Here is a 10,526-nt window from a genome sequence, read left to right as displayed (position 1 = left end):
GCCGGCGGCGGCGCCGGCCGTGCCGCCAAGGTATGCGCCGGCCGGATTGGCGCCGCTGCCGACAAAGCCGATGACGGCGCCGGCGGCCGTCGCACCACCGACCGTCATGGCCTTCTCGAAGCCGGTCAGATCGCTGCTGGCCAGTACCGGCTGATGCGCGGTAATGACGGCCTTGCTGCCGTCCGTAAAATCGAACTGCCGGACGTGCGGATTGCCGCCCACCGGTTCGCCATACTGAAAGAACCGGCCCTGCGTGTCCCAATCCGCGCTGCTGGCCGCGTACGCGCTCTGGTATCCCTCGGGCTTGCCCAAAGGGGCGCTGTCGGCGAAGGGGAAAAACGATACCTCGCCGTCATGGAAGAGTAATTGCCTGAGTTCGGCGAGCTGCATACTGGTCGGCACAACTGAGGCGTTATGAGCGGCGCCGCCGGCCGCACCCGGTGGATCGAGTTCATGAAAATCGGCACTGGCGCCCCTGCCGCCGCTGACGCCTTCGAGTCGTTCAAAGAACGCGCGCTCGTGCCCGGCATTGCGTTGCGCGGCGTCGAGCAGCGCCGTCCGATTGGTCGCATAGGCTCGCGCGACGCGAGCGTCTTCCAGGTAGGCGTTATATTGCGGTTGGGTCCAGCCCATCTCGCGCCCTATACGTTGCGCAAGGATTTCGGTCGGTCCGAGATGGGTCGTTCGCATGTTTTCGGGGGGATCTGCCGCGCCGGTCAAGTGGTGGACGACTTCGTGAATCAACTCTTCCTGCCACTGCGGATAGGCAGGGCTGTCGGCGTTCGGTGCCGCGCCGATACTTACGTACGGTTCCTGGGGGCCACTGTAGCCTGCCTCCGTCAACGGAACGGCAGTGATAGGCAGCGGATCTGTCGCGTGCAGCACCTGAAGGTCGGCGAGGCTCGTTTCGCTAATCTTCTTCCGTTGACCCTCGTACCGGGGATCGCGCGTGTACCTGTTCCTGTACGAGATGTCTTCGATCATTTCTCCGTCGCGGTTCAGGCTGTAACTGACGAGATTGCGGAAAGTCGGCGACCGGTCCAGGACACCGAGCAGGGTGTTGCCGATCGCGTCGGTCGTCTGCCGGTCCGCGAGCCAGGTGTGGCTCGACTCGACAGATTGGAGGATGCCACGGCGCGAGGATCGCAATTGATCGTCCGTCAGCGGGGTCTTGTTACCGAGATTGACGACGTAGTCGGCGAACTCATCGGACGAGCTTTCGGGGCGTCCGCCGGTATTGTCGCGCTTGACACGCTTTGCCTGCTGTACCGTACCGCCGCCCTGAGAACCATGGGTGCGCCCATCCGGAGGGACACCGCTGTTCGGCAGGGCGTCGTTATAACCGGATATCGTAAGCCAGGGACGCGATGCAGAGTGTGTTGTGTTCATCATTTATACGGATAACGAAATGTCGGCGATCGCGGAACGACGGAGTTCGTGCCGCGGCGGCGCAGCCGGATTTGAGCCGCGTCTCCATTGTTATGCGTCGTGCATGTGCGAGGTAATGGACAAACCGGTCAGTCTGTTTTGGTGAGCGTCCCGCTACCACATACGAGTGATCTTTAAAAAACCTTTACCTGACGACTCGTTGCGTCGCGTAAAAAGTTTGAAAGTAATTTAAAGCATCGAATAAGGTCGACGCATTTCCTGTGCTTGACCATTGCATAACAACTGCAAACAGAATTGTGACAAAACGGTGACCCAAACCCAGCTTCAGGATGAATACATTTCTTTCCTAATTATTACTAAAGCATATCAAAAAACTACGAAATGTAAGATTTATCCCAATTCCGGTAATGCAACGAAATAGAGTGTGGCCTGTATGTGCGTTATGCATGTGTCTCGGCCACACGCCGGCCGGAAACCCTGAAAGCCAGGCCAGACGTGGATCTGCGCGCGAACGCATGACGCATTCCAATATTCCGGCGAGCCCCCGGTTACCGCATAACGTGTACCTGGACAGTGACTCCAGCAAAAATTACTTCGTATTTTACTTCGCATCTTCGCATCGGCTTCTTTACGGTGAAATTAACGCCCGATCATAGCGCCCCGGGGAATAGCGCTCTCAATGGCACCTCAATCACTTCGACGTTCGCTTTCGGCTGGCAGTGCCGAATGGGGCGAAAGAAAGCCACGCGTAGTAAAACGAGAAGAAGGGAATTCACGATGCGCGATCGCATTGGGCATTTATCGGGGCTCACGGGCCGGCTTGTACTTCTTTGGCTATTGCTGGTATTCGCCACGGCACACGCTGTCGCGGGCGTCGTCGTACCGGCGTCCAACCGTCTCGACATCAATCTCGGCGAGACCCCCTGGCGGTACAACAAGCAGGACGACAATCCTCTCTATTCGACGCAAACGTTTGACGACTCGAGTTGGGCCTTCAAGGGCGTGCCGCAGTCGCCCTCCGACGACGACACGTTCATCAACGAAAAGTCGGGTGGCGGCGAGGGCGAACTGACGGGCAACATCACCTGGTACCGCAAGCACATCAAGCTCGATTCGTCCTATGCGAACCGCAAGGTGCTGATCGAGTTCCAGGGCGCCCACGTCGGCGCACAGGTGTACATCAACGGCACCTTCATGCACGGCAACAGCGCGATCAACCCGAACGCGACGCACGTGATGGGTTTCATCCCGTTCGTGGTCGATGCGACGCCGTACCTGCACTTCGACGGCACGGACAACGTGATTGCCGTGAAGGTCGCGCGCAACGACGCGTTCTTCGAGTCGCCGAGCTTCGGCGGCGCGTTCCGCTTCGGCCAGAGCGATTCCGGCTTGTTCCGTCCGGTGATCATGCACATCACGGACCGCCTGCATATTCCCGAGAACATCTATTCGGTGGTGCAGACGTGGGGCACCTACGTCGCGACGACGGCAGCCAGTTCGTCGTCGGCGACGATCCAGGTGCAGACCAACGTCGTGAACGAATATTCGACCGACCAGCCCGTGACGCTGACGACGCAGATCGTCGACGCGAACGGGGTGGTCGTGGCACGCGACGAGCAGACCAACACCGTGCCCGCCAACGTGTCGCCGGTTGTGAACCCGCCGGTTCTGAGCCCGACCACGTTCACGCAGGTCATGACCGTGTCGAACCCGACGCTCTGGTATCCGAACAATGACCCGAACGGCGGCCCGTACCTGTATCACGTGATTCATACCGTCAGCGTGAACGGCACCGTAGTCGATGCGAAGGAAACGCCGCTCGGCATCCGCACGCTCACGTGGGACAAGAATTTCCCGATCTTCAACGGACACGCGCGCTATCTGTGGGGCGCGTCGGGCCGCTACGATTTCCCGGCGCTCGGCTCGGCCGTGCCGGCCGAACTGCAATGGCGCGATCTGAACCTGCTCGCGCAGGCGGGCGGCGCACTGTACCGCCCCGGTCACTCGGCACAAGGCCCGGTCTGGCTCGACGGCGCGGACGCCTACGGCATCATGATGCTGCAGCCGAGCGGCGACGGCGAAGGCGGCTTCGGTTCGCTGTGCCAGACCGAGGTCGCGGACGGGTGTCTCACGACGCCGAACAACGTCACGCTGAAAAAGGAACTGCACCGCGACATGGTCATCCATGACCGCAACCACCCGTCGGTGCTCGCCTGGGAGGCGAACAACGGCGGCATGGTCACGTCGCTTGCGCAGGACCTCGAAGCGATCGCGCAGACATGGGAACCGATCAATACGCGCGTTCAGGCCGACCGCACGCCGAATCCCGCGAACGGCGGCCTGCTCGGCTGTAGCGGCGACGGCTGCGACATCGGCGTGAAGCGCGACTTCCCGGATACGCCGTCGGTCGGCTCCGAGTACTGGGGCAACGGCGTGGGCCGCGCGAAGTACGACTTCGAGCTGGCGTTTGCCGCGCCGTATGTGAACAACTGGGTGCAGAGCGTGGGCATCCAGTCGATGGGTATCGCGCACTGGTACCTCGCGGATACGCCGGGCGAAATCGTCGCGCAGGTGGACGGCACGGTGGACGCCGAGGTGCGCGGCAATGGCGCCTCGATGATGGACCAGAACCGTCTGCCGCGTCTGCTTTACTACATCTACGAAGCGGTCTGGACACCGTTCGACCGCAAGCCGGTCGTGAAGCTCGCGCATACGTGGAACCGCTCGGGCCTCGTGACCGTCAACGCATTCAGCAACTGCCCGCAGGTCAGCCTGCTGCTCAACGGCCAGCCGGTCGGCGCGCCGCAGGTGCCCAACCCGACGTCTTCCGATTCGAGCGCGAATCTGACGCAGAGCACCACGCTGCTGCCGGGCCAGGTGCACTGGGACAATGTGCAATGGCAGCCGGGCACGCTCGTGGCCCAGTGTCTGAACGATCGCCAGGAAGTCGTCACGCAGGATCAGCTCGTGACGGCGGGCGCCGCCGACCACATCGTGCTGACGGCCGAACCGCAACTTGTGAAGCCGGACGGCACGCAATTCGTGATGAAGGCGAACGGCACCGACGCCGAGATCGTTCACGTTGCCGTGGTCGACAAGAACGGCATCGTCGTGCCGGACGCGAGCCAGGAAATCACGTTCCAGGTGAGCGGCGCGGGCGAGTACCGCGGCGGCAGCGACCACTATGTATCGGACGGGCAGGACCTGCATTTCCACTCGCCGGGCTGGCCGAGCCTCTACGCCGAAGGCGGCCTGACGCAGATCGTGGTCAAGAGCACGTTCACGCCGGGCACGGTCACCGTGACGGCGAGCGCGCCAAACCTGGGCAGCGGGACGGTCAGTTTCGACGTTGCCCCGACGGGCAGTGCGCAAACGTTTGATGGCAAGGATCTGATCATCGGCGCGCAGCAGGCGTCGGGACTGCAGATCATCAACCAGCCGCTCGACCAGAAGTCGACGGTGGGTCTCACGGCGACCTTCAACGTGCTCGCCGCGAGCGCGACGCCGCTGCACTTCCAGTGGATGAAGAACAACACGCCGATTTCGGGCGCGACCGGCTTCAGCTATACGACGCCGACGCTGCAGATTGGCGACGACCAGTCGAGCTATTCGGTCGCGGTGAGCAACGGCACCGACAATCAGACGTCGAATTCGGCCACGCTCTCGGTGGTGCAGCCGTCGACGCCGAAGATCGTCACGCAGCCGACGCCGCAGGCGGTCACGGTCGGTCTGACCGCGGAATTCGACGTGGTCGCGAGCGGCTCGCCCGTGCTCAGCTATCAATGGATGAAGAACGGCAACGCCATCCCCGGCGAAACGCGTCCGACCTACATCACGCCGGTCACGACGCTTGCCGACAACAACACGCAATACAGCGTGCTCGTGAAGAACAGCGCGGGCCAGGTGCCGTCGAACTCCGCACTGCTGACGGTTGGCCAGGGCACGTTCCCGAGCATCCTGATTCCGCCGCGCAGCCAGACCGTGACGCTTGGCCAGAACGTGACTTTCAGCGTCAGCGCGAGCGGCTCGGACCCGCTGACGTATCAGTGGAAGCACGGCGACACGGTGGTCGGCACGAACAGCAAGAATCTCGTGATCACGTCGGCGACCGATACCGATAACGGCGACTATACGGTCACCGTCAGCAACGGCGCCGGCAGCGTGACCGCCGGTCCGGCCACGCTCAGTGTGAGCGGTGGCGGCGCGACGAACCTCGCGATCGGTGCGACGGCGACGGCAAGCAGCGTCGAAAACGACGGTCTCGGACCGAAGTTCGTCAACGACGGCAGCTTCGCCACGCGCTGGTCGTCGATGGCGGGCGTGGATCCGCAGTGGATCCAGCTCGACTTCGGCACGGTGCGCACGTTCGACCAGATCGTGCTCGCATGGGAAAACGCGTACGGCGATCAGTACGAAATCCAGGTATCGAACGATACCGGCGACAACAAGCAATGGACGTCGATCTACACGCAAACCGCGGGTACGGGCGGCACCGAGACGATTCCGCTGCGCAGCACGTCGGCACGCTTCGTGCGCCTGCTCGGCGAGCATCGTCACACGCAGTACGGCTATTCGCTGTATGAGTTCGGCGTCTACGACGTGCCGCAATGCGATGCGCAAAGCAACACCGAGCGCTTCACGCCGATTCCGGCGAAGTCGGGCCAGTACGTGCCGCCGTCGGATCTGTCGCAACTCGGGACGGGCCCGTTCGTGCCGACCGTGCGCGACAACGTGAGCGGCCAGACGTGGCAGCAGTTCTCGACGACGTTCCGCCAGCAGGGCGCGCAGTTCACGCAGGATCTCGCGGCCGAGTACTGCAACTCGATCGGCATGCGTCTGCCGACCCAGGCCGAGGCGCTGACCATCGCGCGTGCGAACTACGCCCAGTGCGCGTTCCCGCTGCCGTGGACCACGTGGACGACGACCGACGTGCAGTCGACGCCGGGCGACGCGTTTATCGTCGACTCGCAGGGCAACGCGACGTTCGGCATCAAGAACAACACGCCGGGGGCATCGCTGTGCGTGGCGGGTCCGTCGATCACGGCGCCTGTGATCAACGCGCAGCCGGCGAACCAGTCGGTCGCCGAAGGCACGTCCGCGCAGTTCACGGTCGGCCTCGATCCGAAGAGCATTGGACCGTTCAGCTACCAGTGGTTCGAGAACGGCAAGGCCGTGGCGATCACGACGATTCCGACTTTCGTCACGGCGCCGACAGTGGCCGCAACCGATAACGGTGCGACGATCTCGGTGATCGTCAGCAATGGCGGCGGCAGCGCGTCGAGCGGCAACGCGACGCTGACTGTCACCCCAGCCGCGAACGGCGGTAACGGCGGTAATGGTGGCGACGGTGGCAATGGCGGTAATGGTGGCGACGGTGGTAATGGCGGTAATGGTGGAAACGGCGGTAACGGAGGCAACCCGGTTCCGTCGGCCAACCTCGCGCTGGGCAAGACGGTCACCGCGAGCGGCGTCGAAAACGACGGCTACCAGCCGCAACAGGCGGTGGACGGCAACGACGGCACGCGCTGGTCGTCGTCCTTCCTCGACCCGCAGTGGATCAAGATCGATCTGGGCTCCGCGCAGACATTCGATCGTGTCGTGATGCGCTGGCAGGATTCGTTCGCGGTCGACTACCAGATTCAGGTGTCGAACGACGGCAGCGACGACGATTCGAGCTGGACGCCGGTGTACACGGAAACAGGCGGCAAGGGCGGCACGGAAGACATCCGCTTCAAGGCCACCACGGCTCGCTACGTGCGGATGCACGGCACGAAGCGCGCGACGCAGTTCGGCTACTCGCTGTTCGAGTTCGGCGTGTACAACACCGCGAATACGCCGCAGTACGCCGTCACGGCGACGTCGACGGGCAGCGGCACGGTTACGCCGGCCGGCACGACGCAGGTGCTGCAGGGCGGTCCGGTGACCTACACGTTCACGCCGGCTGACGGCAACGCGGTGACGGCGGTGCAGGTCGACGGCCAGAACGTGGGTCTCGTGAGCAGCTACACGTTCGACGATGTGCTGATGACGCATACGGTGAACGTGACGTTCGGCCCGAGCGCCGGTGCGGTGAACCTCGCGCTCGGCGCGAAGGCAACCTCGAGCGGGCTCGAAAACGACGGCTATCCGGCGTCGAACGCCGTGGACGGCAATCTGGACACGCGCTGGTCGTCGTCCTTTGTCGACCCGTCGTGGATCACGCTCGACTTCGGCACGCAGCGCACCTTCAACCGTGTGATGCTGTTCTGGGAGAACGCGCACTCGATCGCGTATCAGATCCAGACGTCGAACGACGGCAACAACTGGACGCCGGTGTTCACGCAGGATGCAGGCAAGGGCGGTGTCGAAGACATTTCGTTCACCACCGTCACGGCCCGCTACGTGCGGATGTTCAGCACGCAGCGCAGCAGCGACTACGGCAACTCGCTGTTCGAGTTCGAAGTGTTCAACATGCCGACGGCCGGCGATGCCGGTGGGAACACGGGCGGCAACACGGGCAACACGGGCAACACGGGTGGCGACACCGGCAGCAATAGCGGCAATACCGGCAATACCGGTGGCAACACCGGCAGCACGGGCGGCAACAACAGCACGAACCCCGTGCAAGCGGCGAACGGCAATCTCGCGCTCGGCAAGGTCGCGACGGCGAGCGGCACGCAGGGTGACGGCTACCCTGCGAGCGCCGCGGTCGATGGCGATCTCGGCTCGCGCTGGTCGTCGGAGTTCGACGACAACGCGTGGCTTCAGGTGGATCTGGGCCAGGCGCAGCTGTTCAACCGCATCGTGCTGCGTTGGGAGAACGCCTACGGCTCGGCTTATCAGCTGCAGGCGTCGAACGACGGCAAGACGTGGAACCCGGTGTTCACGCAGAACGCGGGCAAGGGCGGCACCGAAGATCTGACCGTGCCGTCCACGACCGCGCGCTACGTGCGCATGCAAGGCGTGAAGCGTGCGTCGCAGTACGGGTACTCGCTGTTTGAGTTCGAGGTCTATAACAATGCGACGACGCCGAAGGTGGCGATTACCGCGAGCGGCGACGCGAACGGTACGCTGAGCCCGGCGGGCACGGTCAATATCGACGCAGGCGCCACGCAGACCTTCACGGCTGTGCCGGCGCAAGGCTACGGTGTCGGTGCGATGTTCGTCGACGGCCAGGAAGTCGGTGTGCAGTCCACCTACACGTTCACGAATGTGACCGGTTCGCACACCATCAGTGTCAGCTTCGTGCCGCAAGCGGCCAGCGTGAACCTCGCGCTGCGCAAGACGGCGACGGCGAGCAGCGTGGAAAACGGCAACCTGCCCGCGACGGCGGCGGTCGATGGCGATCCGACGACGCGCTGGGGCTCGGGCTTCGACGATCCGCAGTGGCTCGAAGTCGACCTCGGCACGGCGCAGACCTTCGATCGCGCTGTGTTGATGTGGGAGAACTCACACGCACTCGCGTATCAGATCCAGACGTCGACCGACAATCAGAACTGGACGCCGGCCTATACGCAGAACCAAAGCAAGGGTGGTCTCGAAGACGTGAAGTTCGCCGCGGTGACGGCACGCTACGTGCGGATGTACGCGACGCAGCGTTCCACGCAGTACGGCGACTCGCTGTATGAGTTCCAGCTGTACAACAGCGGCGCGACGACGAGCGCACCAGTCTCGGCCTTTATCGAGCAGCCGGCGAGCCAGACCGTGCCGGTCGGCCAGAACGGCCATTTCGCGGTGCTGCCGTCGGGCAACGGTCCGTTCACGTACCAGTGGCGCCGTAACGCCACGCCGATCGCGAACGCAACGAGCCGCACGTACGACACGCCGGTTACGGCGGCCGGCGACAGCGGCGCGGTGTACAGCGTGGTCGTGACCGGTCCGAACGGTCCGGCGACGTCGAACGACGCGACGCTGACGGTGGATAGTTCGTTCCCGAACTACACGGTGAAGCCGGGCTTCGTTAGCGTCGATCTCGCGAACAACACGAACGGCGCGTACTCGGACGACAAGGTGTATGTGCTCGTCATCGCACGCGATCCGGCAACGGGCCAGTTCGCGTGGCTGAAGCCGGACGGCACGATCGTCGCGTCGGCCGTGTCGGACAACGATGCGCAGAACCATCTGACGGGACCGGACGGACAGAACTACGCGAACTATGCGTTCACGCTCGCGCAGAGCAAGACGCTGCAGCTGCCCCAGCTGTTCTCGGGCCGCATCTACGTGTCGCTCGGCAGCCCTGTGTTCCTGAAGATCCTGAACGATGCGAACAACCAGATCGGTTTCGCCGGGCCGAATCCGCAGAACCCGACCGACCCGAACCTGAACGTGCCGTTCGACTGGTATGAGTTCACGTACAACGACTCGGGCCTGTGGATCAACACGACGCAGGTCGACGAGTTCGGCTTCCCGCTGACCGAAGACGTGTACGGCTCGAATCACACGTTCCACAAGCGCAACGGCATCACGCAGCACCGCGCGGATCTGTTCGCCGCGTACGCGAACGAAGTATCGAGCGCGTTCCAGCCGCAGACGCCGTCGCAGCTGCGCATCATGTCGCCGGGGAAGAGCAGCTTTGCCGCCGGGCAACCGAACGGCAACTACTTCGACGCCTACGTGGATGAGGTCTGGAAGTACTACACGTCGAACAGCCTCGTGCTGAATATGTTCAGCAACAGCCGGCAGTTTGTCGGCAAGGTGCAGGGCGACCAGCTCGTGTTCAACGAGGTGAACCTGAACAACGGCGCGTTCGTCGGCGGCAGCTACGTCGTCAACAAGCCGACTACGCAGGACATCCTGCAAGGCACGGGCGCGCTGGGGACCGGCAATTCGACGGAGCTTGCGATCGAAGTGCAGATCTGCGCGGCGTTCAACCGTCACGTGATGGAAGACGTCACGAAGTGGGCCACGCCGTCCGCATGGTATGCAGCGTCGCCGTCCAACGAGTACGCGCGGTTCTTCCACGACCACTCGATCAGCGGACTCGCTTACGGCTTCCCGTATGACGACGCATCCGATGCGAGCACGTTGATTCAGGCGCCGCAGCCGGAGCATATGGTGTTGGGTATCGGCCAGTAACCGGTCGTAGAGGCCCGGCAATAGTCAAGGCGCCCGCGTACGGCGGGCGCATCGAGGAGAGTTTCGATGTGGCGGTTCGGCAT

General features: G+C 63.3%; 2 protein-coding genes. One reads left to right on the top strand and one right to left on the bottom strand.

The annotated features are described in order from the left end of the window. The coding region (locus ACYPXD_RS20525; RefSeq protein ID WP_459715180.1) for a M85 family metallopeptidase at positions 1 to 1,389 on the bottom strand (1,389 nt) is incomplete at its 3' end. Positions 1,390 to 2,166: 777 nt separating this feature from the next. On the opposite strand from ACYPXD_RS20525, the gene ACYPXD_RS20520 reads away from it, so the two are divergent. Further along, positions 2,167 to 10,443 (top strand): discoidin domain-containing protein, encoded by an 8,277-nt coding sequence (locus ACYPXD_RS20520; protein WP_459715177.1) that lies wholly within the window; start codon positions 2,167 to 2,169, stop codon positions 10,441 to 10,443. Positions 10,444 to 10,526: the final 83 nt, after the last annotated feature.

It is taken from the genome of Paraburkholderia sp. 2C (assembly GCF_054589215.1).
This window is presented reverse-complemented; position numbering and strand designations above follow the sequence as displayed.